The organism is Geodermatophilus sp. SYSU D00867 (assembly GCF_054050315.1).
On sequence record NZ_JBJGZC010000007.1, the window covers coordinates 156,965 to 183,281 of the forward strand.

Annotated in this window: 26 protein-coding genes; 14 read left to right on the forward strand and 12 right to left on the reverse strand. The window is 75.9% G+C overall.

Annotated features, from left to right (window positions below; translation table 11 throughout):
* Positions 1–37: 37 nt before the first annotated feature.
* From ACI8AK_RS08710 to thpR, 5 genes are read left to right on the forward strand one after another with little or no spacing between them, the layout of a single operon-like run.
* On the forward strand, positions 38–1,567 hold the full coding sequence (locus ACI8AK_RS08710) for an NCS2 family permease (RefSeq protein WP_456948831.1): 1,530 nt from the start codon (positions 38–40) through the stop codon (positions 1,565–1,567).
* 29 nt (positions 1,568–1,596) lie between these two features.
* Positions 1,597–2,031, forward strand: coding sequence for a MarR family winged helix-turn-helix transcriptional regulator (locus ACI8AK_RS08715; protein WP_387988006.1), 435 nt, complete (start codon positions 1,597–1,599; stop codon positions 2,029–2,031).
* Positions 2,028–3,404 (forward strand): MFS transporter, encoded by a 1,377-nt coding sequence (locus ACI8AK_RS08720; protein WP_456955877.1) that lies wholly within the window; start codon positions 2,028–2,030, stop codon positions 3,402–3,404. Before ACI8AK_RS08715 ends, ACI8AK_RS08720 begins: the two co-directional genes overlap by 4 nt.
* Before the next feature lie 35 nt (positions 3,405–3,439).
* Positions 3,440–3,838, forward strand: coding sequence for a hypothetical protein (locus ACI8AK_RS08725; RefSeq protein WP_387988004.1), 399 nt, complete (start codon positions 3,440–3,442; stop codon positions 3,836–3,838).
* A 20-nt stretch (positions 3,839–3,858) separates the two neighbouring features.
* A complete protein-coding gene (gene thpR, locus ACI8AK_RS08730; protein WP_456955914.1) occupies positions 3,859–4,419 on the forward strand; it encodes an RNA 2',3'-cyclic phosphodiesterase in 561 nt (186 codons plus the stop codon).
* On the opposite strand, the gene ACI8AK_RS08735 is transcribed toward thpR, so the two are convergent.
* Entirely contained in the window at positions 4,388–5,356 is a 969-nt protein-coding gene (locus ACI8AK_RS08735) for an aldo/keto reductase (RefSeq protein WP_387988003.1), read from the reverse strand. The genes thpR and ACI8AK_RS08735 overlap by 32 nt on opposite strands.
* 28 nt (positions 5,357–5,384) lie before the next feature.
* Between ACI8AK_RS08735 and ACI8AK_RS08740 the strand changes: the two genes are divergently transcribed.
* The gene (locus ACI8AK_RS08740; RefSeq protein ID WP_456955879.1) at positions 5,385–6,200 is read left to right on the forward strand and encodes a thioesterase family protein; all 816 of its coding nucleotides are present in this window, start codon (positions 5,385–5,387) and stop codon (positions 6,198–6,200) included.
* Here the strand turns inward: ACI8AK_RS08740 and ACI8AK_RS08745 are convergent.
* The 4 genes from ACI8AK_RS08745 to ACI8AK_RS08760 all read right to left on the reverse strand — a co-directional run bounded on the left by ACI8AK_RS08745 (position 6,197) and on the right by ACI8AK_RS08760 (position 9,418).
* On the reverse strand, positions 6,197–6,757 hold the full coding sequence (locus ACI8AK_RS08745) for a TetR/AcrR family transcriptional regulator (RefSeq protein WP_387988001.1): 561 nt from the start codon (positions 6,755–6,757) through the stop codon (positions 6,197–6,199). The genes ACI8AK_RS08740 and ACI8AK_RS08745 overlap by 4 nt on opposite strands.
* 53 nt (positions 6,758–6,810) lie before the next feature.
* Positions 6,811–7,587 (reverse strand): ABC transporter permease, encoded by a 777-nt coding sequence (locus ACI8AK_RS08750; protein ID WP_387988000.1) that lies wholly within the window; start codon positions 7,585–7,587, stop codon positions 6,811–6,813.
* On the reverse strand, positions 7,584–8,309 hold the full coding sequence (locus ACI8AK_RS08755; protein WP_387987999.1) for an ABC transporter ATP-binding protein: 726 nt from the start codon (positions 8,307–8,309) through the stop codon (positions 7,584–7,586). Before ACI8AK_RS08755 ends, ACI8AK_RS08750 begins: the two co-directional genes overlap by 4 nt.
* A gap of 155 nt (positions 8,310–8,464) precedes the next feature.
* Positions 8,465–9,418 carry an NAD(P)/FAD-dependent oxidoreductase gene (locus tag ACI8AK_RS08760; protein ID WP_456955880.1) on the reverse strand — a complete coding sequence of 318 codons (954 nt, stop codon included), beginning with the start codon at positions 9,416–9,418 and terminating at the stop codon, positions 8,465–8,467.
* 50 nt (positions 9,419–9,468) lie between these two features.
* Here ACI8AK_RS08760 and ACI8AK_RS08765 point away from each other — a divergent pair, with 50 nt between their 5' ends.
* Entirely contained in the window at positions 9,469–10,269 is an 801-nt protein-coding gene (locus tag ACI8AK_RS08765) for a TrmH family RNA methyltransferase (protein WP_387987997.1), read from the forward strand.
* Here the strand turns inward: ACI8AK_RS08765 and ACI8AK_RS08770 are convergent.
* On the reverse strand, positions 10,266–10,739 hold the full coding sequence (locus ACI8AK_RS08770; RefSeq protein WP_387987996.1) for a general stress protein: 474 nt from the start codon (positions 10,737–10,739) through the stop codon (positions 10,266–10,268). The genes ACI8AK_RS08765 and ACI8AK_RS08770 overlap by 4 nt on opposite strands.
* Before the next feature lie 92 nt (positions 10,740–10,831).
* The gene (gene sepH, locus ACI8AK_RS08775) at positions 10,832–11,725 is read right to left on the reverse strand and encodes a septation protein SepH (RefSeq protein WP_456955882.1); all 894 of its coding nucleotides are present in this window, start codon (positions 11,723–11,725) and stop codon (positions 10,832–10,834) included.
* 154 nt (positions 11,726–11,879) lie between these two features.
* Between sepH and ACI8AK_RS08780 the strand changes: the two genes are divergently transcribed.
* A complete protein-coding gene (locus ACI8AK_RS08780) occupies positions 11,880–13,121 on the forward strand; it encodes an osmoprotectant NAGGN system M42 family peptidase (protein ID WP_387987994.1) in 1,242 nt (413 codons plus the stop codon).
* Between the two features lie 76 nt (positions 13,122–13,197).
* Here ACI8AK_RS08780 and serC read toward each other — a convergent pair whose 3' ends face one another.
* Together serC and ACI8AK_RS08790 are read right to left on the reverse strand one after the other, a co-directional pair.
* A complete protein-coding gene (gene serC / locus ACI8AK_RS08785) occupies positions 13,198–14,313 on the reverse strand; it encodes a phosphoserine transaminase (RefSeq protein WP_456955883.1) in 1,116 nt (371 codons plus the stop codon).
* 40 nt (positions 14,314–14,353) lie between these two features.
* Positions 14,354–15,484: a citrate synthase 2 gene (locus tag ACI8AK_RS08790; RefSeq protein WP_387987992.1), complete on the reverse strand. Its 1,131-nt coding sequence runs from the start codon at positions 15,482–15,484 to the stop codon at positions 14,354–14,356.
* Between the two features lie 160 nt (positions 15,485–15,644).
* Between ACI8AK_RS08790 and pdxH the strand changes: the two genes are divergently transcribed.
* Together pdxH and ACI8AK_RS08800 are read left to right on the forward strand one after the other, a co-directional pair.
* A complete protein-coding gene (gene pdxH / locus ACI8AK_RS08795) occupies positions 15,645–16,292 on the forward strand; it encodes a pyridoxamine 5'-phosphate oxidase (RefSeq protein WP_387987991.1) in 648 nt (215 codons plus the stop codon).
* An 89-nt stretch (positions 16,293–16,381) separates the two neighbouring features.
* A complete protein-coding gene (locus tag ACI8AK_RS08800) occupies positions 16,382–17,683 on the forward strand; it encodes an MFS transporter (protein ID WP_456955885.1) in 1,302 nt (433 codons plus the stop codon).
* Positions 17,684–17,741: 58 nt separating this feature from the next.
* Here ACI8AK_RS08800 and ACI8AK_RS08805 read toward each other — a convergent pair whose 3' ends face one another.
* On the reverse strand, positions 17,742–18,419 hold the full coding sequence (locus tag ACI8AK_RS08805) for a UdgX family uracil-DNA binding protein (RefSeq protein WP_387987989.1): 678 nt from the start codon (positions 18,417–18,419) through the stop codon (positions 17,742–17,744).
* Positions 18,420–18,504: 85 nt separating this feature from the next.
* On the opposite strand from ACI8AK_RS08805, the gene ACI8AK_RS08810 reads away from it, so the two are divergent.
* The 3 genes from ACI8AK_RS08810 to ACI8AK_RS08820 all read left to right on the forward strand — a co-directional run bounded on the left by ACI8AK_RS08810 (position 18,505) and on the right by ACI8AK_RS08820 (position 21,569).
* Positions 18,505–19,434, forward strand: coding sequence for an ABC transporter ATP-binding protein (locus ACI8AK_RS08810; protein ID WP_456955887.1), 930 nt, complete (start codon positions 18,505–18,507; stop codon positions 19,432–19,434).
* Entirely contained in the window at positions 19,431–20,603 is a 1,173-nt protein-coding gene (locus ACI8AK_RS08815) for an ABC transporter permease (RefSeq protein WP_456955889.1), read from the forward strand. The genes ACI8AK_RS08810 and ACI8AK_RS08815 overlap by 4 nt, the downstream gene beginning before the upstream one ends.
* Before the next feature lie 105 nt (positions 20,604–20,708).
* The gene (locus ACI8AK_RS08820; RefSeq protein ID WP_387987986.1) at positions 20,709–21,569 is read left to right on the forward strand and encodes a tetratricopeptide repeat protein; all 861 of its coding nucleotides are present in this window, start codon (positions 20,709–20,711) and stop codon (positions 21,567–21,569) included.
* 23 nt (positions 21,570–21,592) lie between these two features.
* Here the strand turns inward: ACI8AK_RS08820 and ACI8AK_RS08825 are convergent, their stop codons facing one another.
* On the reverse strand, positions 21,593–22,495 hold the full coding sequence (locus ACI8AK_RS08825) for an SMP-30/gluconolactonase/LRE family protein (RefSeq protein WP_387987985.1): 903 nt from the start codon (positions 22,493–22,495) through the stop codon (positions 21,593–21,595).
* A gap of 57 nt (positions 22,496–22,552) precedes the next feature.
* On the opposite strand from ACI8AK_RS08825, the gene ppc reads away from it, so the two are divergent.
* Positions 22,553–25,360 (forward strand): phosphoenolpyruvate carboxylase, encoded by a 2,808-nt coding sequence (gene ppc, locus ACI8AK_RS08830; RefSeq protein ID WP_387987984.1) that lies wholly within the window; start codon positions 22,553–22,555, stop codon positions 25,358–25,360.
* Here the strand turns inward: ppc and ACI8AK_RS08835 are convergent.
* Positions 25,323–26,282: a glycosyltransferase gene (locus ACI8AK_RS08835; RefSeq protein ID WP_387987983.1), complete on the reverse strand. Its 960-nt coding sequence runs from the start codon at positions 26,280–26,282 to the stop codon at positions 25,323–25,325. The genes ppc and ACI8AK_RS08835 overlap by 38 nt on opposite strands.
* Between the last annotated feature and the right edge of the window lie 35 nt (positions 26,283–26,317).

Sequence of the window (26,317 nt, forward strand, 5' to 3'; positions counted from 1 at the left end):
CTCACCGCCCGGCAGCCGCATGTCCGCAGGAGCCCGCATGCCCGAGAAGTCCCGTCCCGCCCGCGGTGCCCGCGCAGCCCGCGCCGCCGCCCCCACGGGGGACACGCCGGCCGACGTCGCGGTGGAGGCGCCGCGGCCGCGCCGCAGTGCCGGTCCGCAGGTCCGGCCGCGCAACGGGCTGGACCGCTACTTCGGGATCAGCGCCCGGCGCAGCACCGTCGGCCGCGAGGTCCGCGGCGGGCTGACCACGTTCTTCACGATGGCCTACATCGTGGTGCTCAACCCGATCATCCTGTCCGGCGCCGACGTCACGGGCGCCTCGCTGCCCTTCGGTGCCGTCGCCGCGGTCACCGCGCTGGTCGCCGGCGCGCTCACCGTGCTCATGGGCGTCGTGGGGCGGTACCCGTTCGCGGTGGCCACCGGCCTCGGCATCAACGCGATCGTCGCGGTCTTCGCCGCCACCCAGCTGTCCTGGCCGGAGATCATGGGCCTGGTCGTGCTCGAGGGCCTGCTGATCACCGTGCTGGTGCTCACCGGCTTCCGCCGGGCGGTGTTCGAGGCGATCCCGCCGCAGCTCAAGACGGCGATCGCGGTCGGCATCGGCTTCTTCCTGACGATCATCGGCCTGGCCGACGCCGGCGTCATCCGGCCGGGCACCCCGCTGATCAGCTTCGGCATCAACGGGCAGCTCGCCGGGTGGCCGCTGCTGGTGTTCGTCGTGGGGCTGCTGCTCACCGCGCTGCTCGTCGTCCGCCGGGTCAGGGGCGCGCTGCTCATCGGCATCGTCGTCTCGACGGTGCTGGCGATCGTCGTCGAGGAGATCGCCGACGTCGGCGTCCGCGTGGGGGAGGACAACCCGCGCGGCTGGGCCCTGCAGCTGCCGCGGTGGCCCGACGAGGTCATCAGCGCCCCCGACCTGTCGATCATCGGGGACTTCTCGCTGTTCGGCGGGTTCGAGCGGATCGGCGTCGTCGCGGCGCTGCTCATCGTGTTCTCGATCATGATCGCCGACTTCTTCGACACGGTCGGCACGGTCACCGCCGTCGGCGCCGAGGGGGACCTGCTCGACGAGGAGCGCAACCTGCCCGGCTCGCAGCCGGTCCTGCTGGTCGACTCGCTGGCCGCCGCGGCCGGCGGCGCGGCGAGCGTCTCGTCGAACACCACCTACGTCGAGTCCGCCTCCGGCGTGGCCGACGGTGCCCGCACCGGCCTGGCCAGCGTGGTCACCGGCGTGCTGTTCCTCGTCGCGATGTTCTTCACCCCGCTGGTGCAGATCGTGCCCTCGGAGGCCGCGGCCCCGGCGCTGGTCGTCGTCGGCGCGCTGATGATCAGCCAGATCCGCCACCTCGAGTGGGACGACATGTCCCTGGTCATCCCGGCCTTCCTCACCATCGCGCTCATGCCGTTCACCTACTCGATCACCAACGGCATCGGCGCCGGCGTCGTCACCTACGTCCTGCTGCGGACCGCGGTGGGCAGGCGCCGCGAGATCCACCCGCTGATGTGGGTGATCACGGCGCTGTTCCTCGTCTACTTCGCGCTGGAGCCGCTCCAGCAGGTGTTCTGAGCGGCGCTAACGACCGGTAGGCTGGGGCCGTGACCCGGTCGACGCTGGACACCGCGGCACTGGCTCACGACCTGCGGCTGGCGGTCATGCGCTTCTCCCGCCGGCTGCGCAACCAGCGGGTCGACACCTCGGTCACCCTCACCCACCTCGCCGCGCTGTCCACGATCAAGCGGCACGGCGCGATGAGCCCGGGGGAGCTGGCCGCGCACGAGCGGGTGCAGCCGCCGTCGATGACCCGCGTGGTGGTCGCGCTGGAGGGCATGGGCCTGGTCACCCGCACGCCGCACCCGACCGACGGCCGGCAGGTGGTCATCGACCTGACCCCGGCGGCCGAGACGCTGCTGGCCGAGGAGGCCCGGGCCCGGGAGGCGTGGCTGTCGAGCCAGCTGCAGCGGCTCACCCCGCAGCAGCGGGCGACCCTGCGCGAGGCCGCGGAGATCATGGAGGAGCTCGCCGGTGGGTGACGTCCACGCCTGCTGAACCCGGCTCGGGGGGACCGGCCACCAGCGGGCGCAGCCCGTTCCGGTCGCTCCGCGTGCACAACTTCCGGCTCTACGCGTCGGCGAACCTGGTCAGCCTGACCGGCACGTGGATGCAGCGCATCGGCCAGGACTGGCTGGTGCTGCAGCTGTCCGGCGACAGCGGGGTGGCGCTCGGCCTGATCACCGCCCTGCAGTTCGGCCCGACGCTGCTGCTGAGCATGTACGGCGGGGTGCTGGCCGACCGCTACGACAAGCGCCGCGTCCTCGTCGTCACCCAGGCGCTGATGGGCCTGCTCGCGCTGGGCCTCGGCACGCTCGTGGCCACCGGCGCCGTCGCGTTGTGGCACGTGTTCGTGCTGGCCGGCGCGCTGGGGTGCGTGTCGGCGGTCGACGCCCCGGTGCGGCAGGCGTTCGTCTCCGAGATGGTCGGCGGCGACCTGCTGGCCAACGCGGTCGGGCTCAACTCGACGATCTTCAACGGCGCCCGGCTGGTCGGGCCGTCGCTGGCCGGCCTGCTCATCGGCGCCTCGGGCGGCGACACCGCGCCCGCGTTCCTCGTCAACGCCGCCAGCTTCGTGTTCACCATCGGGGCGCTGCTGCTCATGCGGGCCGGGGAGCTGCGCCGCAGCGAGCCGGTCGCGCGCGCCCGCGGGCAGCTGCGGGCGGGGCTGGCCTACACCTGGTCGCGGCCGGACCTGCGGCTGGCGATGGTGCTGGCCTTCGTCATCGGCACCTTCGGGTTCAACTTCCAGGTCACGATCGCGCTCATGGCCCGCGAGGTGTTCGACCTCGGTGCCGAGGCGTTCGGCCTGCTCTCGACGACGTTCGCCGTGGGCTCGCTGACCGGCGCGTTCCTGTCCACCCGCCGCAGCGCCCGCCCGCGGCAGCGGTTCCTGGTCACCTCGGCCGTCGTTTTCGGGCTGCTCACCGTGGCCTGCGGCCTCATGCCGGGCTTCTGGCCGTTCGCCGTCCTGCTGGTGCCCACCGGCGCGGCGGCCCTGGTGTTCAGCGTGGCCAACAACAGCTTCGTGCAGCTGGGCGCCGACCCGCAGATGCGCGGGCGGGTGATGGCCCTGTACTTCACGTCCTTCATGGGCGGCACGCCGCTGGGCGCCCCGCTGATCGGCTGGGCCTCCGAGCACCTCGGCGCGCCGTGGGGGCTGATCCTCGGCGGGCTGGTCGTCGTCGCGGCCGGCGCCGTCGCGGGGCTGTGGCTGGCCCGGGGGCGGCGGGTCCGGCTGGAGGCGCACGTGCTCCCGCCGCGGCTGCGGCTGCACGTGGGGACGCGGGCCCTCCCGTCGCTGGCGCCGGCGGACGCCGGAGGAGGCCGGACGGCCTCTCAGGACGTACCGTGACACACGTCACGACCCGCGTCGTCCGTGGAGGCGACATGCCTGCTGCGCTGCTGCAACTCGGATCGATCGTCGCGGGCGTGGTCGGGTCGGTCGCGCTCATCGGCTGGCTCGCCAGGGTGGTCTTCGGGTCGGCGCAGGTGCCGGCGCCGCTGCGGCGCCGGAGCCCGGAGCCGGTGGAGCCGCCCCACCGGCCGCTCGAGGTCGTCGCCACCGACCTGCGCCGGCTGTCCCGCCAGGTCGCCCAGGTCCCCGCCGGGGTGCCCATGGCCCGGCGCCGCGGGATCCTCGCCGCCTACGACGACCTCCTCGCCGAGGCGGCGGAACTCCTCGAGATCCCGACCACGCTGCTCGGCACGCCGCCGGGCACCGCGCGCGACGCCGAGCGGCTGCGGGTGGAGACCGCGCTGGCCAGGGCCGGCCTGGTGGTGCGCTGAGCGCGCCGGCGCCGCTGCGGCTGTTCGTCGCGGTGGCACCGCCGGCGCCGGCCCGCGACTCCCTCGCGGCGGCCGTCGCGCCGCTGCGCGAGGCCCCCGGCGCGCCCCGCTGGGGGGACCCCGCCCGCTGGCACCTCACGCTGCTGTTCCTCGGCGCCGTCCCGGCGGCGCTCCTGGAGCCGCTCACCGCCGCCGTGGGGTCCGCGGTCGCCGGCACGCCGCCGGCGGTGCTGCGGCTGGCCGGCGCCGGCCGGTTCGGGTCCGCCCGGCGGCCGCAGGTGTTCTGGGCGGGCCTGGACGGCGACGTCGCCGTCGTCACCGCCCTGGCCGGGCGGCTGGCCCGCGCCGCGCGCGGGCTGGGCCTGCCGGTCGAGGACCGGCCGTTCCGCCCGCACCTCACCCTCGGCCGCTGGCCCCCCCGCCGGCCCGCCGACGGCGACCTGCCCGCCCGGCTGGCCGGCTACCGCGGGCCGGACTGGACCCTGACGGAGGTGGCCCTGGTGCGCAGCACCGCGGGCCGGCACGAGACGCTCGGCACCTTCGCGACGGTCACCACGCGTACTCCACCGGAGCGGGCCTGAAGCCGGGGAAGACCTCGTCGAGGCGGTCGAGCTGGGCCTGCTCCAGCCGCACGTCGAGCGCGGCCAGCGACCCGGTGAACTGCTCCATCGTGCGCGGGCCGACGATCGGCGCGGTGACGCCGTCCCGGTGCAGCAGCCAGGCCAGCGCGACGTCGGCCGGGGCGAGCCCCCACTCGCCGCAGGCGTCCTCGTAGGCCTGCAGGGCCGGGCGGTGCCGCTCGATGCGCCGCTGCTGGCGGTCCTCCGTGCGGCGGGTGCCCTCCGGCTGCCCGAGCGCGCCGGCGAGCAGACCGCCGGCGAGCGGGCTCCACGGGATGACGCCGATGCCGTGGTGCCGCGCCGCCGGGAGCACCTCGAGCTCCACGTGGCGGGTGAGCAGGTTGTAGTGCGACTGCTCGCTCACCAGCCCGAGGAAGTGCCGCCGGGCGGCGGCCTCGTTGGCCGCGACCAGCTGCCAGGCCGCGTGGTTGGACGACCCGACGTAGAGCACCTTGCCCTGGGCGACGAGCGTCTCGCAGGCCTGCCAGATCTCGTCCCACGGCGTCTCGAGGTCGACGTGGTGGAACTGGTAGAGGTCGATCCAGTCGGTCTGCATCCGGCGCAGCGACTCGTCGGCCGACCGCACCAGGTTGCGCGCGGACAGGAACGTGTCGTTGGGCCACTCGCTCATCGAGCCGTAGACCTTGGTGGCGAGGACCGTGCGCTCCCGGCGGCCGCCGCCCTGCGCGAACCAGGTGCCCAGCACCTCCTCGGTGCGGCCCTTGCCGGCGTCGAAGCCGTAGACGTTGGCGGTGTCGAAGAAGTTGACGCCCTCGTCGTGCGCCCGGTCCATGATCGCGTGGGCGTCGGCCTCCTCGGTCTTCCAGCCGAAGTTCATCGTGCCGAGGCACAGCCGCGAGACCGACAGACCGCTGCGCCCGAGGTGCGTGTACTCCACGGGGGACCACCCTGGCACCCTGTCCGCCGTGCCGCAGACCGACACCGCGCAGTCCGCCTTCGACCGGGCCACCGCCGTCACCCGCACCGAGGGCGGGGGCGTCCGGGCCGAGCTGGACCCGGGCTGGGACGTCGGCAGCGGCGTCCTCAACGGCGGCTACCTGCTCGCGGTCGTGGCACGGGCGGCGCTGCTGGACAGCCCGCACCCGCACCCGGTGGCGCTGTCGGCGAGCTACCTGCGCGCCACCCCGGGCGGGCCGGCCGACCTCGCGGTCACCGCCGGGCCCGTCGGGCGCACGCTCGCGCACTCCTCGGTGCTGCTCGCCGGGGCGGCCGGGCCCTCCCTCGCCGTCCAGGTGACGACGGCGACCCTCGGCGCCGACGCCGTCGCCGACTACACGGTCAACCCGGCGCCGGAGCTCCCGGCGCCCGACGAGTGCGTGGCCACCCGCACCACCGAGGGCGGCCCGGCCGTGGGCCTGGCCCGGCAGCTGGACACCCGGCTGGACCCGGCGACCGCGGGCTGGGTGGCCGGCCGGCCCTCGGACCGCCGGCTGCTGCGCGCCTGGATCCGGCTGGCCGACGGCCGCGAGCCCGACCCGCTGGCCCTGCTGCTGTTCGCCGACGCGCTGCCGCCCACCGCGTTCGCCGTCGGGAAGCCCGGCTGGGCGCCCACCGTGCAGCTGCAGGTGCTGGTGCGCGCGCTCCCGGCACCGGGCTGGTGCGTCGTCGAGTCCCGGTCCACCGAGGTCACCGGCGGCTGGTCGGACGAGGAGTGCCGGATCTGGGACTCCACCGGCCGGCTGGTCGCCCAGGCCCGGCAGCTGGCCCGCGTCGCGCGCTAGTCCCGCCGGCCGGGCAGGGCGACGTCCCCGGTGAGGTAGCGCTGCAGGGTGGGCCCGACGGCCGCGACCAGCTCCTCGGCCGGCGCGGAGGCCAGCGGCTCGACGCGGAGCACGTAGCGGGTCATCACCACGCCGACCAGCTGGGAGGCCACCAGCGCGCCGCGGGCCTCGCCCTCGGCGGCCGGCAGGTCGAGGGTCCCGAGCACCCGCCGCAGCACCTGCGAGACGAGGAACTCGCGCAGCAGCCGCGCGGTCCACTCGTTGCCGACCGCGGAGCGGACCAGCGCCAGGCCGGCCGGGCGCATGGGGCCGTCCCACACCCGCAGCAGCATGCGGACGACGTTCTCCCCGAGGTGCTCCGGCCCGGCCGCGAGCACCTCGGGGAGGAAGGCCTCGGGGTCGGCCGGTGCCTCGATCGCGGCGAGGAAGAGCTTGTCCTTGGTGCCGAAGTAGTGGTGCACCAGGGCGGGGTCCACGCCGGCGGCCGTGGCGACCGCGCGGATCGACGTCGCGTCGAAGCCGCGCTCGGCGAAGGCGGTGCGGGCCGCGGCCAGCACCGCCTGCCGGGTGTCGGGGTTGCCGGGGCGCCGTCCGGAGCGCCGTGCTGCCGTCAGCTGGTCCTCCTCCGCAGGGTCGCCGCCGCCAGGGCGAGGGCGAGCACCGCCGCGCCGGCCACGATGCCGACGTCCCGCCACATCGTCCCCGTCTCGGCGGCCGACCGCCCGACCTCCTGCAGGGCCTCCACCGCGTAGGTCAGCGGCAGCACGTCGCTGATCGCCTGCAGCCAGCCGGCCATCTGCTCGCGGGGGACGAGCAGCCCGCAGAGGAAGAACTGCGGCAGCACGACGACCGGCATGAACTGCACGGCCTGGAACTCGCTGCGGGCGAACGCGCTGGCCAGCAGGCCGAGCGCCACGCCGAGGACGGCGTTGGCGACGGCGATGAGCACCACCAGCCACGGCGACCCGGCGATGTCGAGGTCGTAGAGCGTGGTGGCCACCGTGACCGTGACCAGCGCCTGCACCGCGGCGGCCAGGCCGAACGCGACGCCGTAGCCGAGCAGCAGGTCCAGCCGGGACAGCGGGGTGGTGAGCAGCCGCTCGAGGGTGCCGGAGGTCCGCTCCCGCAGCATCGCGATGCTGGTGACCAGGAACATCACCACGAACGGGAAGACGCCGAGCATGGTGAGCCCGACCCGGTCGAAGACGCTCGGCTGACCGGGCAGCGTCGGCACGTCCCGCCAGAGCAGGTACAGCAGCCCGAGCAGCAGGCTGGGCAGCAGCACCATCATCGCGATGGTGCGGTGGTCGTGCCGGAGCTGCCGCAGCACCCGGGCGGTGATCGCGCCGGTGAGCCGGGGGCTCAGGACGGCGGCCGGGGCGCTCACGCCGCCACCTCCTGCTGCTGGGCCCGCACGAGGCGGAGGAAGGACTCCTCGAGGTCGTCGGTGCCGGAGTCGGCGCGCAGCCGCGCGGGCGTGGAGTCGGCCAGCAGCCGGCCCTCCCGGAGCAGCAGCAGCCGGTCACAGCGCCCGGCCTCGTCCATGACGTGGCTGGAGACGACGAGGGTGGTGCCGGCCGCGGCGAGGGCGTGGAACCGGTCCCACAGCTCCACGCGCAGCACCGGGTCCAGGCCGACGGTCGGCTCGTCGAGGACCAGCAGCTCCGGCTCGCCCACCAGCGCGCAGGCCAGGGACGCCCGGCCGCGCTGGCCGCCGGAGAGGTCGCCGACCAGCTGCCCGGCGGCGTCGGCCAGCCCGACGGCGGCCAACGCGTCGTCGGCGGCCCGGGCGCCCCGGCCGTACAGGGCGGCGAAGTGGCGGGCGTTCTCCCGCACGGTGAGGTCGGCGTAGACGCTCGGCGCCTGGGTGACGTACCCGACCCGGCGGCGCAGGCCGGGGGAGCCGGCGGGCTCGCCGAGCACGGTCACCGTGCCCGAGCGCACCTTCTGCACGCCGACCAGCGCGCGCATGAGCGTCGTCTTCCCGCTGCCGCTGGGTCCCAGCAGGCCGGTGACCCGCCCGGCGGGGACCGCGCACGACAGGTCGTGCAGCACCCGGCGGCGCCCGCGGTGGACGACGAGGTCGGTGACGGTGACGGCGTCGGTCATGTCGGCCTCCCGAGTGGCGAGAACTCAACGCCTGATGAACTCAACGCTAGATGAGTTCTGCGGGCGGCGTCAACGGCCCCGTGCGCGGGGAGGGGTCAGCGGCGGCGGGCCGCGGCGTCGGCCGGGCCCGGGGGAGGGGCGAGGCCCGCGGGCGCTCAGCGCCCGCCCAGTGCGGCGCCGAGCAGGTGCCCGCTGGTCCAGGCGCTCCCCACCTTCGACGGCGCCCGCCACCCGTCGCCGCAGACGCCGACGCCGTCGACCAGGCCGAACGGTTCTTCGCGCGGGGCCGCCGGCTTGGCGAAGGCCCAGCGGTGCACGTGCGTCCAGGCCGGCGGGCGGTCGATGCCCAGCGCGCGGCACACTGCGGCGGTGACCTCCGGCGCCGCCCGGCCGGGGTCGTCGAGGTGCGCGGCGGCGGTGCCCGGCGTCGTGTGCGCCACCAGCACGGGGGCGCCGTCGCCGCGCCGGTCGCCGTCGTCGGCGACCCACTCGACCACCGGGTCGTCGTGCACGAAGGCGCCGTGCAGGTCGGCCGGCCAGTGGCGCTCGTCCCAGCCCAGCGCCACGGCCAGGGTCGGCTGCCAGGGCCGCGCGCCCTCGTCGCCGAGCAGGCGGGCGGCCAGGTCCGGCGGCAGCAGGCGGCGGGCCTGCGGGTCGGGCAGCGCCAGGACGGCGGCGGGCGCCTCCGCGCCGTCGACCCGGGCGCCGGGCTCCACCCGCTCCACCGAGGACTCCTGGACGACGTCGAGGCCGGCGGCGAGGTCGGCGACCAGCGAGCGCAGCCCGCCGGGCGCGGCGTAGCGGACCGGACCGCTGCTGCTGTCGCGGATCCCGTCCGGCCCGGCGACGGCGAACGTGTCGGTCCACGGCCGGGCCAGCCCCCGGGCCACCCAGTCCCCGACCACGGCGGCGAACGGCGAGCCGGGCTCGGCGGTCAGGTAGGAGGCGCCGAGGTCGGTGACCCGGCCGGCCAGCGTCCGGGACGCCATGCGGCCCCCGGGGCGGTGGCCGCGGTCGCGGACCAGCACCGGCACGCCCGCGTCCGCGAGCGCGCGGGCACAGGCGACGCCGGCGATCCCGGCTCCGACGACGACGGTCCTGTCGGTCACCACTGGATCCTGCGGGCGGGGGGCGCGGACCGCTCGGGGAGGATCGGGGCGTGAGCGTGCAGATCACCGACGTCGCCGACGAGCGGGTGGCCGACTTCCGCGACCTGCACGCCGGCGACCGTCCCGCCGGGCGGGTGCGGGGGACCGGCCCGGTGATCGTCGAGGGCGTCCCGGCCGTGCAGCGGCTCCTCGCCTCGCCGTACCGGGTGCGGGCGGTGCTCGGTGTGCCCGGGCGGCTGGCCGAGCTGGACCTCCCCGAGGGCGTGCCCGCCTACGAGATGGACAAGTGGGCGCTGTCGGAGCTGATCGGCTTCCGGCTGACCCGCGGCGTCCTGGCATCGGCCGACCGCCGCCCGCCGGCCGACGTCGGCGCGCTGCTGGCCGGGCCCGACCCGGCGGCGCCGCGGCGGCTGGCGGTGCTCGAGGCGCTCAACGACGCCGAGAACCTCGGCTCGATCGCCCGCTCGGCCGTGGCCCTCGGCGTCGACGGGCTGCTGCTGGACCCGCGCTGCGCCGACCCGCTCTACCGCCGCGCGGTGCGGGTCTCCATGGGGCACGTGCTGGCGCTGCCGTTCGCCGTCCTGACCGACTGGCCGGCCGGGCTCGAGCGGCTGCACGCGGCCGGCTACCTCACCGTCGCGCTCACGCCCGCCGCCGACGCGGTGGACCTGGACGAGGTGGACCCGCGGGCGCACCCGCGCACCGCGGTGCTGCTCGGCGCGGAGGGACCCGGGCTCACCCGGGAGGCGCAGGCCGCCGCCCGGGTGCGCGCCCGGATCCCCATGCGCGCCGGCGTCGACTCCCTCGGCGTCGCCGCCGCGGCCGCCGTCGCGTTCGCGACCCTCCGCTAGTTGCGCAGGGACCAGCGGGCCAGGATGGCGCGGGCCTCCTCGGCGCGGGAGGGGTCGCACATGACGTCGTACCGGCTCGCGGTGACCTGCGAGACGCTGGTGAAGTCGCGCTGACCGCGGGTGGCCGCGTAGCCCATGGCGCCGAACAGCGCACCGAACAGCAGACCGATCAGCAGGCCGGTCAGCACCGAGCTGATCCAGCTGGTGCCGTCGGGGGCGAAGATGCCCAGCAGCAGGCCGACGAACAGACCCCACCAGGCGCCGCCCGCGGCACCCGCGCCGATCGCGCGGCCCCAGGTGAGCCGCCCGGTGACCCGCTCGACCATCCGCAGGTCCGACCCAATGATCGTCACGTTCTCGACCGGGAACCTCTCGTCGGAGAGGTGGTCCACCGCGGCCTGCGCCGCCTGGTAGCTGTCGTACGACCCGACCTGGACTCCGCCCAGGGGCATCGACACGGACATCGACATGTTGCGCTCCACTCCCGCACTCGTTCGGTTGTGGACGACGTACCCGCGGCCCCCCGGACGGACACGTCGGTCCGGAGTGGCGAGCGTACTGCTCAGCGGTTGCGGCGGACCCCGAAGACGATGTCCTCCCAGGCGGGCACGCGGGCGCGCGGGTCCTCGTCCTCGCCGTCGGACTCGCCGGTGCGCAGCACGACGGTGTCGTGCTCGGAGACGTCCTCGTCCTCGGCGGGGTCGGTGCGCCGCTCACCCGGGCCGGTGCGCGGCTCGTCGGCCGGCGGGACGGGCCGCTCGGACGCCGGCCGCTCGGGCGTGGGGCGCTCCGGGGTGGGGCGCTCGGGGACGGCGGCGCTGCGGTGCACGGGCAGCGCCGGCCGCTCGGCGGGCACCCCGGGGACGACGCGGACCAGCCGGGTGCCCTCCGCGAAGTCGCGGGTGGGGGCGTCGAAGGGGCTGACCGCGCGGCCGGCGAGGTCGTAGGCCCACTGCGTGGTGCCCTCCTTGGTCCCGGCGCGCCAGGCGGCGGTGACCACCCAGGTGCCGTCCTCGGAGCGGGCGGCGTCCCAGCGGACGGCGTCGAGGTCGGCGCCGAGCAGCCGCAGCCGCTCGGCCATGAACTGCTGCAGCGGCTCGCCGGAGGTGCCCTCCGACAGCCGGACCCGGGCCTGGCGGGCCTGCTCGGCCATGCGGGCGCGCTCCTGCAGCACCGTGTGCGCGAAGCGCATGATCCGCTCCACCCGGGTGCCCGAGGCGGACGCGACCTGCTCCGGGGTCTCGCCGGCGCGGATGCGGGCCTGGATGACCCGCGGCGACAGGCCGCCGTCGGACTCCATCTGGCCCAGCCGGCGGGTGTCCCCGCGGGCCGCGGCGCGCACCCGGTCGTCGATCGGCAGCTCGAAGCGCTCGCCCTCGTCACCGTCCCCGCCGTCGAGGGCGAGGACCAGGCTGCGGCCGTCGTCGGACAGGCCCACGAGACGCAGCGAGCGCACGGGACCTCCTCGGACGGACGGCGGGACGACGGGATCCCCTGGGTGACAGGGGACCACGCGCGAGGCTATCCGCGGCAGCCGGGTCCGTGCCGGATGTCCTCCGGCGTGGCGGGCCGCGCGGGCGCCCGCCAAGTCCGTCTTAGACTCGACCCCCATGCTGACCGGCCCCCGGGACGACACCGGCCTCGTCCGAGACGACGGCGAGCTCAACCCCCGCTTCCTGCCGAGCCCGGTCGACGCGGGACAGAAGCGCCTGCCCATCGACATGGACTACGTCCAGCGCGTGCTGCTGCAGATGCTCGACATCCCGAGCCCCTCGGGGCGCACCGACCACGTGATGCAGCTCATCGGCGGCGAGCTGCGGAGCCTGGGCATGGACTTCGAGGTCACCCGCCGCGGCGCGCTGTTGGCCGAGCTGCCCAGCGCCTCGCCCGGCGCCGACCGGACCGTGGTGGTGCACGCCGACACGATCGGCTGCATGGTCAGCGGGCTCAAGGACAACGGCCGGCTGGCGATCGTGCCGGTGGGCACGCACAGCGCCCGCTTCGCCGAGGGCGCCCGGGTGATCATCTTCTCCGACGACGTGTCCGGCGACTACCGGCACACCGGGACGATCCTGCCCAACAAGGCCAGCGGGCACCGCTTCGGCGACGAGGTCGACGAGCAGGGCGTGGGCTGGGACCACGTCGAGGTCCGCGTCGACGAGGTGGTGCACAGCCGCGCCGACCTCGAGCGCCTGGGCATCCAGGTCGGCGACTTCGTGGCCATCGACCCGCAGCCGGTGATCACCCCCAGCGGGTTCGTCAACAGCCGCCACCTCGACGACAAGGCCGGCATCGCCGCCGCGCTGGGCGCGTTCAAGGCGATCATCGACTCCGGCATCCAGGTGCCGGTGACCGCGCACCTGCTGGTCACCATCGCCGAGGAGGTGGGCCTGGGGGCCAGCCACGGCCTGGACGCCGACGTCGCCGAGCTCGTCTCCATCGACACCTCGGTGGTCGCGCCCGGGCAGGCGTCCTCCGAGCAGTGCGTCAACATCGCGATGCAGGACTCGACCGGGCCGTTCGACTACCACCTGACCCGGCACCTGATCGACCTGTGCCGGGTGCACGAGGTGCCGCACCGCCGCGACGTCTACAAGTACTACCGCTCCGACGCCGCCTCGGCGCTGGAGGCCGGCGCCAACACCCGCGCCGCGCTCATCGGGTTCGGCATCGACGGCAGCCACGGCAACGAGCGCACCCACCTCGAGGGCATCCGCAGCACCGCCGAGCTGGTCGCGCTCTACCTGCAGACGGACCTGACCTTCCGCAGCTGGGACCGCCGTCCGACCGGCGACCTGCGGGACTTCCCGAGCACCGCCGTCCAGCCGGCCGACGGCGAGCAGGCCCGCTGACCCCGGCCACGTGCTGGAACGGCCCCCGTGCAGGGTCCGCCGCGAGTCGGCGAGCGGTGGGGGCGAGGGGGTCCTTCTAGAGGCGCTCGACGACGAAGTCGATGCAGGCGGTCAGCGCGCTGACGTCGTCGGGGTCGACGGCGGGGAACATGCCGACCCGCAGCTGGTTGCGGCCGAGCTTGCGGTAGGGCTCGACGTCGACCACGCCGTTGGCCCGCAGCACCTTCGCGACCTGCGCGGCGTCGACGGAGGGGTCGAAGTCGACCGTGCCGACGACGAGGCTGCGCTGCTCCGGGTCGGCGACGAACGGCGTCGTGTAGGAGGTCTTCTCCGCCCACCCGTAGAGCCGGCTCGAGGACTCCCGGCTGCGCGCGACCGCGCCGGAGAGCCCGCCGAGGCCGAGCATCCAGCGGACCTGGTCGGCGAGCAGGAACAGCGTCGCGACGGCGGGGGTGTTGTAGGTCTGGTCCTTGGTGGAGTTGTCGACGGCGATCGACAGGTCCAGGAACCCGGGGATCCACCGCCCCGACGCCTTGACCTCCGCCACCCGCTCCAGCGCCGCCGGGCTCATCAGCGCGATCCAGAGCCCGCCGTCGGAGGCGAAGGACTTCTGCGGCGCGAAGTAGTAGGCGTCGGCCTCGGCGACGTCGACCGGGAGGCCGCCGGCGCCGCTGGTGGCGTCGATCAGCACGAGCGCGTCGTCGTCGGCGCCGTGCGGGCGGACCACCGGCGCCATGACCCCGGTCGAGGTCTCGTTGTGCGCCCACGCGTAGGCGTCGACGCCGGGCTGCGCCGTCGGCAGCGCCAGCGTGCCCGGCTCGCCCCGCGTGACGACCGGCTCCTCGAGGAACGGCGCCTCGGCGACCGCGGAGGCGAACTTCGCGGAGAACTCGCCGTAGGTGCCGTGGGCGCTGCGCCGCCGCACCAGCCCGAGGGAAGCGGCGTCCCAGAACGCCGTGGAGCCCCCGTTGCCCAGCACGACCTCGTAGCCCTCGGGCAGGTCGAACAGCTGGGCCAGCCCCTCGCGGACCTGTCGGACCAGGCCCTTGACCGGGGCCTGGCGGTGCGAGGTGCCCATGAGCGCCGCGCCCTCGGACGCCAGCGCCCGCAGCGCCTCCGGGCGGACCTTCGACGGGCCGCAGCCGAACCGCCCGTCGGCGGGCAGCAGGTCGGCGGGGATGGTGGTGCTCATGCCGGGGGTGCTCCTCGACGGGTGGTCGGGCGGGCCGGGACTACGCCGGGGAGACCTCGTCGACGGCCTTGACCGTGATGGTGTCGAAGCCCTCGACCTCCTCGGGCTTGCGCGCGGCGGGCCCGACGTAGCGGGCCGACGGGCGCACGAGGCGGCCGGTCTGCTTCTGCTCCAGGATGTGCGCGCACCAGCCGGCGGTGCGGGCACAGGTGAACATCGACGTGAACATGTGGCTCGGGACCTCGGCGAAGTCGAGGACGATCGCCGCCCAGAACTCCACGTTGGTCTCGATCGGCCGGTCCGGGCGCCGCTCGCGCAGCTCCTTGAGCGCGGCGTTCTCCAGCGCCAGCGCGGCCTCGAAGCGCGGGGCGCCGAGCTCCTTCGCGGCCTTGCGCAGCGTGCGGGCGCGGGGGTCCTCGGCCCGGTAGACCCGGTGCCCGAAGCCCATCAGGCGCTCCTTGCGGTCGAGCAGGTCCTTGACGTACTTCTCCGCGTCGCCGGCCTGCTCGACGCCGTCGAGCATGTGCAGGACCCGGGAGGGGGCGCCGCCGTGCAGCGGGCCCGACATCGCGCCGATCGCGCCGGACATCGCGGCGGCGACGTCGGCGCCGGTGGAGGCGATGACGCGGGCGGTGAAGGTGGAGGCGTTCATGCCGTGCTCGGCGGCCGACGTCCAGTAGGCGTCGACGGCGGCGACGTGGCGGGGGTCGGGCTCGCCGCGCCAGCGGACCATGAACCGCTCCACGATGGTGGAGGCCTCGTCGATGCGGCTCTGCGGCACGGCCGGGATGCCGATGCCGCGGGCGGACTGGGCGACGTAGGACAGCGCCATGACCGCGGCGCGGGCCAGCTGGTCGCGGGCCTCCTCGTCGCTGATGTCCAGCAGCGGGCGGTAGCCCCAGAACGGGGCGAGCATCGCCAGCGCGGCCTGGACGTCGACGCGGACGTCGCCGCTGTGCACCGGGATCGGGAACGGCTCGGCCGGGGGCAGGCCGGGGCCGAACTTGCCGTCGACCAGCAGCGCCCACACGTTGCCGAAGGTGATCTTGCCGACCAGGTCCTCGATGTCGACCCCGCGGTAGCGGAGCGACCCGCCGTCCTTGTCGGGCTCCGCGATCGTGGTCTCGAAGGCGATGACGCCCTCGAGGCCGGGTACGAAGTCGTCGGCCATCTCGCATGCTCCTCTGCGCGCGGACCTCGTGCCCGCACGTTCAGCGGCGCACGACTGCACCGCGACACTAGGCCCAGCGGCCGCCTCCGTTCCATCCGGGGCTGCCGTCCAGCGGGAGCCGCCCGGCGCCCGCTCCCCGGCGCGGTGTCAGCATGGCGGGGTGGCCGACCTCTCCCGCATGCGCAGGGACTACGACCGCCCGGGGCTGCGCGAGGAGGACCTCGCGCCCACCTGGGTCGAGCAGTTCGACGCCTGGTTCCGCGACGTCGTCGCCGCCGACGTCCCCGACCCGAACGCGGTGGTCGTGGCCACGGCCGACGCCGACGGCGCCCCGGACGCGCGGATCGTGCTGCTCAAGGGCTACGACGAGGCCGGCTTCGTCTTCGGCACCAGCTACGCCTCCGCCAAGGGCGCGCAGCTGGCCGTCAACCCCCGCGCGGCGCTGGTCTTCCCCTGGCACGCGCTGCAGCGGCAGGTCCGCGTGACCGGCACCGTCGAGCGCGTCGGCGAGGCCGCCTCCGACGACCTGTGGGACCCCCGCCCGCGCGAGGCGCAGCTGGCCGCGGTCGCCTCGGTGCAGTCGACCGTCGTCGACTCCCGGGAGGAGCTCGAGGAGCGGGTGCGGCTGCTTGACGAGGAGACGACGACGGAGAAGGTGCCGCGGCCGCCGGCCTGGGGCGGCTACCGCGTGGTGCCGCGGACCGTCGAGTTCTGGCAGGGCGGGCCCGGGCGGCTGCACGACCGGCTGCGGTTCGTCCGCGACGACGAGGAGGGCGGCGGCTGGGTCCTCCAGCGGCTCGCCCCGTGACGGAGGACCCCGCTGCCCCCCGCCCCTCGCACGCCCGGCGCGGGTCCCTGCAGCAGGGCCGTTCCAGTACGTCACCTCCCGGCGGGCAGTTGCCCGCCGACCCGGTCGAGCCGGGGGAGGTCGCCGAGCCCGCGCCCGTCCCGCGCCGCCGCGGCTGGGCGCTGGACACCAGCCCGCTGCGCAACCCCGGCTACCGGCGGCTGTTCTGGGGGCTGACCTCGACGATGGTCGGCCAGCAGATGACGCTGGTCGCCGTCCCGGTGCAGGTGTACGCGATCACCCGGGACTCGCTGCTGGTCGGCGTCACGTCGATGGTCTCGCTGGTGCCGCTGGTGGTCTTCGGCCTGCTCGGCGGGGCGATCGCCGACGCGATGGACCGGCGGAGGCTCATGCTCGTCACCGGGGTCGGCTCGGCGGTGACCAGCGCGCTGCTGGCCCTGCAGGCGCTGCTGCCCGGCGGCGGGAACCTCTGGCTGCTGTGGGTGCTCGTGGCCGCGGTCTCCGGCTTCACCGCGGTCAACCAGCCCGCGCGCAGCGCGGTGATCCCCGCACTGGTCGGGCCGGAGGGCGTGGCGGCGGCGAACGCGCTGGCGATGACCGTGCGGCAGGTCGGCGTCATCGTCGGTCCGCTGGTCGCCGGGCTGCTCATCGGCCTGGGCGACCTGTTCGTCGCCTACGCCGTCGACGCCGCCACGCTCCTGGTCGCCGTGCTCCTGGTGCGCGGCCTGCCGCCGCTGCCGCCGGGCGGGAACACCGGGCCGCTGCGGCTGGGCGCCGCCGTCCGCGGGGTGGGGGAGGGCTTCACCTTCCTGCGCACCCAGCCGGTGCTGCTCATGACCTTCGTCGTCGACGTCGTCGCGATGCTGTTCGCCTGGCCGCAGGCGGTGTTCCCCGAGCTCGCCGCCGACCGCTACGCGGGCTCGGCCAACGCCTACGGGTGGCTGTTCGCCGGCATCTCCATCGGCGCGCTGCTCATGGGCCTGACCTCGGGCTGGGTGTCGCGGGTCGACCGGCAGGGCGCGGTGGTGCTCGCCGCGATCGTCGTGTGGGGCGTGGCGATCATCGGGTTCGGCCTCGCGCAGTCGCTGTGGCTGGCGGTGTTCTTCCTCGCCGTCGCCGGGGCCGGGGACATGGTCAGCGCGGTGCTGCGCTCGTCGATGCTGCAGACCGCCGCGCCCGACGAGATGCGCGGGCGGATGCAGGGCGTGTTCATCGTCGTCGTCGCCGGCGGGCCGCGGCTCGGCGACCTGCGCGCCGGCGCGGTGGCCAGCGCGGCGGGCGTCGGCGTCGCCATGGTCTCCGGCGGGGTCGTCGTCGTCGTCGCGATGGCGGTGGTCGCGCTGCTGGTGCCCTCGTTCCGGCTGTTCCGCGCCTCCAGGACCGGCGTCTAGGCCTCCCCGCAGGGTCCCGCCGCGGCCCGCGAGTGGCGGGGGCAGGGAGGTCCTCCGTCTAGGCCAACGCGCCGGCGACGACGCGGAGGTCCGCGACCAGCGCGTCGAAGGCCGCGGCACGGGCCTCGTCCGGCGTCCGCAGGATCGCCGAGGGGTGCGCGGTCGCGAGCATCCAGGTCTGCGCCGGCTCGTCCTCCTCCGGCTCGTCGTCGCCGGCCTCGGCGCGCGCGACGCCCGGCGGCGTCCACGGCATGAGCTTCCCGCGCTCCTTGGTGATCCGGAACGACGGCGAGATGAGCGCCTTGGCCGCCGTCGCGCCCAGGCAGACGACGACCTCGGGCTTGAGCACCTCGAACTCCGCCTCCAGCCACGGCCGGCAGGCGCGGAGGTGCTCGGCGCCCGGCGACTGGTGGATCCGCCGCTTGGGCGTCGGCGTGAAGCGGAAGTGCTTGACCGCGTTGGTGACGTAGGCGTCCCTCCGCTCGATACCGGCCTCGGCCAGCGCCCGGTCCAGCAGCCGGCCGGCCGGGCCGACGAACGGCTCGCCCCTGCGGTCCTCCTGGTCGCCCGGCTGCTCGCCGACGAACACGATCCGCGCGGTCTCCGGCCCCTCGCCGAACACGGTCTGGGTCGCCGGCTCCCACAGCTCGCAGGCCCGGCAGCCGGCCGCCGCCCGGCGCAGCCCGTCCAGCCCGACGCCCGACGGTGGGCGGGCGGGGACGTTCTCCTGGCTCATGTCCCGATGACACCGCAGGTCAGCACGGTCCGCGAGGTGGGGACCGATAGCGTCGGCGCGCACGGGGACAGCGGACGGAGGAACGGTGCTCGAGTTCGACGGGCTCCACAAGAGCTACGGCGACAACCGCGTGCTGGAGGGCGTCGGCTTCACCGTCGCCCCCGGCTCGATGTTCGGCTTCTGCGGGTCCAACGGGGCCGGGAAGACGACGACCATGCGCATCGCCATGGGGCTGGCCCGGGCCGACGCGGGCGAGGTGCGCTGGCGCGGCCGGCCGCTGGACGAGGGGACCCGGCGGCGCATCGGCTACATGCCGGAGGAGCGCGGGCTCTACCCGAAGATGCGGGTCGGCGAGCAGCTGACCTACTTCGCCCGGCTGCACGGCGTGGACGCCGCCGCCGCGGCCCGCGCCGCGGACGAGTGGTCCGGGCGGCTGGGCCTGGGCGAGCGCCGCGGCGACCCCGTCGAGAAGCTGTCGCTGGGCAACCAGCAGCGGGTGCAGCTGGCCGCCGCGCTGGTCAGCCGGCCCGAGGTGCTGATCCTCGACGAGCCTTTCAGCGGCCTGGACCCGGTCGGCGTCGACGCGCTGGCCGAGGCGCTGCTCGACCAGTGCCGCGGCGGGGTGCCGGTCGTGTTCTCCAGCCACCAGCTCGACCTGGTCGAGCGGCTGTGCGACTCGGTGGGCATCCTCGCCCGCGGCCGCATGGTCGCCACCGGCACCGTCGCGGAGCTGCGCCGCCGCGAGGCCCGCCGGCTGCTGCGGGTCGTCGTCCCCGACGCCGCGCCCGGCTGGGCCGCCGCCGTGCCCGGCGTCCGGGTCGTCTCCGAGCAGGCCGGCGACACGCTGCTGGAGCTGGCCCCGGGCGCCGACGACCAGCAGGTCCTCGCCGCCGCGCTGCGCACCGGCCGGGTCACCCACTTCGCCTGGCGGGAGGCCACGCTGGTGGAGCTGTTCCGCGAGGCCGTTGCCGACCCGGCGCAGCAGGCCGCCGCGCGCGAGGAGGTGGCCGCGTGACCGCCCCGCTGTCCAGCGGGCGGCTGGTCCGCCTGGTCGCCGCCCGCGAGGTCTCCACCCGCATCCGCGACAAGACGTTCATCGCCAGCTCGGTGCTGATGATCGTGCTGATCCTCGGCGTGCTGGTCTTCCAGGTCGTCGTCAACTCCGGCGGGGACACCAGCCGGGTCGGCGTCGTCGGCGAGCCCGGGCAGGTCGGCCAGGCCCTCGAGGCCCAGGGCGACGCGCTCAGCGTCGACGTCGAGGTGGTCCGGTTCGACACCGACGACGCCGCCCGCGCCGCCGTCGAGGCCGAGGACGTCGACGGCGCCCTGGTCGGCGCGGCCACCGCTCCCGAGTTGGTGGTCCGCGAGCCCGACACGACGCTGGAGGCGGTCGTGTCCGGCGCGGTGGGGGCCGTGGCGCTCACCGACGCGCTCGCCGGGGCCGGCGTCGACCCCGCGGACCTGCCGACGCTGTCGGTGACCGCGCTCGACGACGACGGCGACCAGCAGAACGTCGTGGTCGCGATCGTCGGCGTCGTCGTGCTCTACAGCCTGCTCATCCTCTTCGCCCAGTTCGTCGCACAGGGCGTCGTCGAGGAGAAGTCCAGCCGGGTGGTGGAGCTGCTGCTGGCCACGATGAAGCCGTGGCAGCTGCTGGCCGGGAAGATCCTCGGCCTCGGCGTGCTCGGCCTCGCGCAGATCGCCGTCATCGCCGCGATCGGGATCGGCGGCGCGCTCGCCTTCGACGTCGTCGACCTGCCCGGCGAGCTGGTCGGCACGGTGCTGTGGCTGCTGTTCTGGTTCGTCCTCGGCTACGCGCTCTACGCCTCGCTGTTCGCCGTCGCCGCCTCGCTGGTCAGCCGGCAGGAGGACCTCGGCAGCGTGCTGACCCCGGCGTCGCTGGTGCTGGTCGCGGGCTTCGTCGTCGCCGTGCAGGCGGCGAGCGACCCGGACGGGAGCCTGGCCGTGGTCACCTCCTACGTGCCGGGGCTCTCGCCGATGGTCATGCCGGTGCGCCAGGCGGCGGGGGACGTCGCGCTCTGGGAGGTCGGCGTGGCCGTCGTCCTCATGCTCGTGGCGATCGCGCTGGTGGTCCGGCTGGGCGGCCGGGTGTACTCCGGCGCCCTGCTCCGGACCAGCGGGAAGACCAAGCTGCGGGAGGCCCTGCGGGCCGGGCGGGCCTGAGCGCCGGGCGGGGGGACACCCGCCCGGTCGAGCAGCGGACACGTTGGGGTGACCTCACCCCTGCGGAGGGCGTGCGCCCAGGTCGGCGCGGCCATCATCGGCGCCATGACCGAGGACCTGGACGCGCGCCTCTGGCGGCTGCAGGCCTCCGAGGACGCCGACGAGCTGATCGAGCTGGGCTGCGACCTCGCCGACGCCGGCCGGCAGACCGACGCCGAGTGGTGCTTCCGCCGCGCGGCGGAGCTCGGCGACGTCACCGGCTACTACGACCTGGGCAACAGCCTCGCCGCGCAGGAGCGCTGGACCGAGGCCGTCGAGGCCTACGAGGTGGCCCTGGCCGGCGGCGAGGCCGACGCCTGGCGCAACCTCGGGCTGGTGCTCGAGCAGCTCGGCGACCTCGCGGGGGCCATGGCCGCCTACCGCGGGGCCGCCGACGCGGGCGACACCGAGGGCGGCCTCCAGCTGGCCTTCCTGCTGCGCGAGCAGGGGGAGCGCGAGCAGGCCCTGTCCGTCGCCGAGGAGCTGGCCGCGAGCGGCGACGCCGAGGCCGACGCCGTCGCCGCCTGCTGGCAGTGGTGCGCGACCCTCGACCCGGCGCTGGAGGACCGGCTGCGCACCGGCGCCGCCCACTTCGCCGCCGCCCGCGCCGACCTGGCCGCGCTGCTGCTGCAGACCGGCCGCCCGGAGGAGGCCCGCGCGGTGCTCGAGCGCGGCGCCAAGCTCGGCGAGCAGGTGGCCTGGCTGCCGCTGGGCAACCTCTACCGCGAGCTGCTCGCCGACGACGAGGCCGCCGAGGAGGCGTACCGCGCCGGGATCCAGGCCGGCGACGCGTACTGCCACCACAACCTCGGCGTGCTGCTGGCCGACCGCGGCGACCTCCCCGGCGCGGCGGAGGAGTTCGAGCGGGGCGCCGCGGCCGGCGACCAGCTCGCCGCCGCCGCGCTCGCGCTGCTCCAGGGCAGCTGACCGGCCCCTGCGGCGGGGTCCTCCTACTGCCGGAGGCCGGCGAGCGGGCCGCGGTAGGGGTTCGCCGGCGGGCCGGTGACGCCGGGCCGCACGGTGAACAGCCGCCCGGCCTCCGCCTCGTCGGCGTCGCCGTGCGCGGTGCTGATGACCAGCAGGCCGCGGTCCGGCCCGGCGAAGGCGCAGCTGGAGGTGTTGGCCACCGGCACCTCGACGACGGCGAGCAGCTCGCCCTCCGGTGACCAGCGGCGCACCTGCCCGCCGCCCCACATCGCCGTCCAGAGGCAGCCCTCGTCGTCGACGGTGAGCCCGTCGGCCACGCCGTCGGCGCCGCCGGTCTCCAGCAGCACCCGCCCGCGGCCCCACGCACCCGAGGACGGGTCGTGGTCGACGGCGTGCACCAGGCCGGGGCCGGAGTCGGCGAGGTAGACGGTGCGGTCGTCGGGCGACCAGCCCAGCCCGTTGGAGACGGTCAGCCCCTCGCGGACGGTCGTGACGGTGCCGTCGGTGTCCAGCCGGTAGAGGGTGCCGGCGCCGGGGCGCTCGTCGAAGGCCATCGTCCCGGCGTAGAACCGCCCGGCGCGGTCGCACTTCGCGTCGTTCATGCGGGTGCCGCCGTCGTCCGGGCCGCCGCCCTCGCCGGCCAGCTCCAGCAGCACCCGCGCGGTGCCGTCGTCGGCGAGGTGGGTGAACCCGGCGCCGGCGGCGGCCAGCCACCCGCCGCCGGCGGCCGGGACGACGGCGCCCACGGTGTCGCCGGCGGACAGCGAGCCGGTGTCGGTCAGGGTGTCGCCGTCGAGGGCGGCCCGGCGGACCCGCCCGGCGCTGATGTCGACCCACAGCAGCTCGGAGCGGGCGTCGTCCCAGGTGGGGCCCTCGCCGTGGTCGGCGGGGGCGGGGGCGGCGGGGGTGGCGCGCAGCGTCAGCACGCGGGGGACCTTCCCCCGGGACACCCGCCCGTCACATGGGGGGCCGATACTGCCCGCATGTCGGAAGCCACCGTCGACGTCGCCGACCTGCGCCTGCCCGGACGCGACCCGGAGGGGGACGGCCGGGCCGACGACGCCCCGCTGCGCGAGGACATCCGGCTGCTCGGCCGGGTCCTCGGCGAGGTGATCCGGGAGCAGAGCGGCGACGACGTCCTGGACCTGGTCGAGTCCACCCGCGTGCAGGCCTTCGCCGTCCGCCGCTCCGAGACCGACCGCGCGGAGGTCGCCGCCCGCATGGGCGACCTCGACGTCCGCGCGGCCAACCACGTCATCCGCGCGTTCAGCCACTTCTCGCTGCTGGCCAACCTGGCCGAGGACCTGCACCACGAGCGCCGCCGCCGACACCACCGCCGGGCCGGTTCGCCGCCGCAGCCCGGCAGCCTCGCGGCCACCTTCGCGCTGCTGGACCGGGCGGACCTGGACCCCGACGTCGTCGCGCGGGAGCTGGCCGGCGCGCTGGTGGTCCCGGTGGTCACCGCGCACCCCACCGAGGTGCGCCGCAAGACGATCTCGCAGGTGCAGCAGCAGGTCACCGAGCTGATCCGGGAGCGCGACCGGATGGCGCCGGGGGAGGTCGACGAGGCCGCCTGGTCGGCGCAGCTGGAGCGGGCGGTGCTCACCCTCTGGCAGACGGCGCTGCTGCGGCTGTCCCGGCTGCGGCTGGCCGACGAGATCGACGAGGCGCTGCGCTACTACGACCTGTCGCTGTTCCGGGTGGTGCCCGAGATCAACGCCGACCTGCGCCGCGCGCTGCAGGAGCGCTGGCCGCACGCCGGCCTGCCCACCCAGCCGGTGCTGCAGCCGGGCTCGTGGATCGGCGGCGACCGCGACGGCAACCCGTTCGTCACCGCCGACGCCGTCCGCCGCGCCAGCACCCGGCAGGCCGAGACGGCGCTGGCCCACCACCTCGGCGAGCTCGTGCAGCTGTACCGCGAGCTGTCGATGTCCGACCGGCTGGTCACGCCGACGCCGCAGCTGGCGCACCTGGCCGACGCCTCCCGCGACGACTCGCCGTTCCGCGCCGACGAGCCCTACCGCCGGGCGCTCAACGGCGTGCACGCCCGGCTGGCCGCCACCGCGAAGCGGGTCCTCGGGCGGGTGCCCGGCGTGCCGCCGGTCGCCGAGCTCGACCCCTACGACACCCCCGACGAGCTGCTCGCCGACCTCGCCGTCGTCGACGCCTCGCTGCGCAGCCACGGCGCCGGCGCGCTGGCCGACGACCGGCTGGCCCGGCTGCGCGACGCCGTCGAGGTGTTCGGCTTCCACCTCGCCGGGCTGGACATGCGGCAGAACTCCTCGGTCCACGAGGAGGTCCTCGCCGAGCTGCTGGCCTGGGCCGGCGTCTGCCCCGACTACGCCTCCCTCGACGAGGCCGCCCGGGTCGAGCTGCTGGCCGGGGAGCTGCAGATGCGCCGGCCGCTGGTGCGGCCGGGCGCGGAGCTGTCGGAGCTGGCCCGGGGGGAGCTGGACCTGCTGGAGGCCGCCGCCGGGCAGGTCGCGCTGCTCGGGCCGCGGGCGATCCCGAACTACGTGATCAGCATGTGCGAGTCGGTGAGCGACGTGCTCGAGGTCGCCGTCCTGCTCAAGGAGGTCGGCCTGCTCGACCCCGACGGCGAGGACGGTCCCACCTGCCCGGTCGGCATCTCGCCCCTGTTCGAGACGATCGCCGACCTGCAGGGCGCCGGCGAGACGATGACCGCCGTCCTCGCCCAGCCGGTGTACCGGGCGCTGGTCGCCAACCGCGGCGACGCGCAGGAGGTCATGCTCGGCTACTCCGACAGCAACAAGGACGGCGGCTACCTCGCCGCCAACTGGGCGCTGTACCGGGCCGAGCTGGCGCTGGTCGAGGTGGCGCGGCGCGAGGACATCCGGCTGCGGCTGTTCCACGGCCGCGGCGGCACGGTCGGCCGCGGCGGCGGCCCGAGCTACGAGGCGATCCGCGCCCAGCCGCCCGGCGCGGTGGCCGGCGCGCTGCGGCTCACCGAGCAGGGCGAGGTGATCGCAGCCAAGTACGGCGAGCCCGACCTCGCCCGTCGCAACCTCGAGGCGCTGGTGGCGGCGACGCTGGAGGCCACGCTGCTCGACGTCGAGGGCCTCGGCGACGGCGCGGAGGACGCCTACGCCCTGCTCGACGACCTCGCCGATCGCGCGCAGGCGGCCTACCGGGCGCTCGTGCACGAGACCCCGGGGTTCGTGGAGTGGTTCCGCGCCGCGACGCCGATCCGCGAGCTGGCGGAGCTGAACATCGGCAGCCGCCCGCCCTCGCGCAAGGCCGGCGACCGGATCGCCGACCTGCGGGCCATCCCGTGGGTGTTCAGCTGGTCGCAGGCGCGGATCATGCTGCCCGGCTGGTACGGCACCGGGACGGCGCTGGAGTCCTGGATCGGGGACGACCCGGCGCGGCTGGCCCGGCTGCAGGAGCTGCACCGGCGGTGGCCGTTCTTCCGGACGGTCCTGTCGAACATGGGGATGGTGCTGGCCAAGACCGACCTCGACCTCGCCGCCCGCTACGCGGGGCTGGTGCCCGACGAGGAGCTGCGGGCGCGGGTGTTCGACCAGATCACCGCCGAGCACGAGCGCACCTGCCGGGTGCTGCTCGCGGTCACCGGCGACGACCACCTGCTGGCCGACAACCCGTCGCTGGCCCGGTCGATCCGCAACCGGTTCCCCTACCTGGAGCCGCTGCACCACCTGCAGGTGGAGATGCTGCGCCGGCGCCGGACCGGCGACGACGACGAGCTGGTGCGGCGCAACATCCAGCTGACAATCAACGGGATCGCGACGGCGCTCCGGAACTCCGGCTGAGCCCGCTCACCGGCAGGCGGTTGCGGTCCAGCCAGGCGGCCAGCCGGGCACCGTCCCAGGGGCGGCGGCGCCGGGCGGCGGCCATCACCAGCCCGCGCGGCAGCTCGGCCAGTGCCAGCGCGATGCCCGCGGCGCCGGGGGCGTCGCCGTCGCGGACGTGGTCTAGGACCGCGCGTCCCCGCCCGGCGAGGAAGGCCGCCGTCTCCCGGACCGGCCGGTCGGCGTGCTGCGGGCGGAGCACCTGGACGGTGCGGGCGTAGTGCCACTCCCGCAGGAACACCCCGCGGGCGGTGCGGCCGCCCTTGCCGTGCCGGAACACGGTGTCGGGCACCCGCAGCAGCAGGTGCCCGGCCGCCCGCAGCCGCCGGGAGGCGTCGCGGTCCTCGTTGTAGAAGAAGTACAGCGGGTCGAACCCGCCGGCGGCGAGGAACTCCGCCCGGCGCACGAGCAGCGCGGTGCCGCCGAGCTCCTCGGCCGGGAACGGCGGGCCGGGCGGGTCGTCGTCCTCGCCGGGGCCGTGCACCGCGGGCGCGGCCCAGACCGCCCGCGGCTCGGCGTCGAGGACCGCGGCCAGCCGGCGCAGCACGTCCGGGCCGGGCTCGCCGTCGGAGTTGACCAGCGCGACGTAGCGGCCGGCGCAGGCGTCGAGGGCGAGGTCCATGGCGCGCGCCCAGCCGAGGTTGCGCGGGGAGGACAGCACCCGGGCGTCGGCGTCGGGGTGGCAGTCGCGCAGCAGGGCGCGGGCGGCCGCGGAGGTCGCCGGCGCGGCGGCGTTCTCCACCAGCAGCGCCCGGCCCCGCCAGCCCGGGCCGGTGGCCGCCGACACCGCGGCGTGGTGCCGGGCGAGCATCTCCGGCGCTTCCCGGTGGACGAGGAACACGACGTCGACGTCGTCGAGGGAGGTGCGCGCGGGGGCCGTCACCGTGGCGCCCTACCCCGCGCGCGCCGGTGGCCTAC